Consider the following 336-nt stretch of genomic DNA (forward strand, 5'->3'; position numbering starts at 1 on the left):
GATTGTCAACAGTAAATCAGACAACTATTTTAAGGGCTTCTTGGCGATACTGAACAGGCGTCATATAGCCTAATGTCCCATGAATGCGATGCTTGTTGAACCAATTAACGTAATCGTCCAATTCCAGTTCCAGATGACGAAGACTCTGGAAGTTCATCTGGTTCACGAACTCTGTTTTTATGATTTTGTAAGTGGCTTCAGCCACAGCGTTGTCGTATGGACAGCCTTTCGTACTTAGGGATCGGCCGATTTCAAACGTCTCCAGAAGTTCGTCTATCTTTTGATTTTTAAACTCGCTGCCACGGTCAGTATGAAACCACTGAATCTGACGTAAAT

Annotated in this window: 1 protein-coding gene; it reads right to left on the minus strand. The window is 42.6% G+C overall.

Annotated elements, in window-relative coordinates:
* Positions 1 to 16: 16 nt before the first annotated feature.
* On the minus strand, positions 17 to 336 hold a 320-nt coding region (locus Q3F21_RS27260; RefSeq protein ID WP_340259742.1), incomplete at its 5' end, for an IS3 family transposase.

Source organism: Brevibacillus borstelensis, from assembly GCF_037834415.1.
Classification (GTDB): Bacteria; Bacillota; Bacilli; order Brevibacillales; family Brevibacillaceae; genus Brevibacillus; species Brevibacillus borstelensis_A.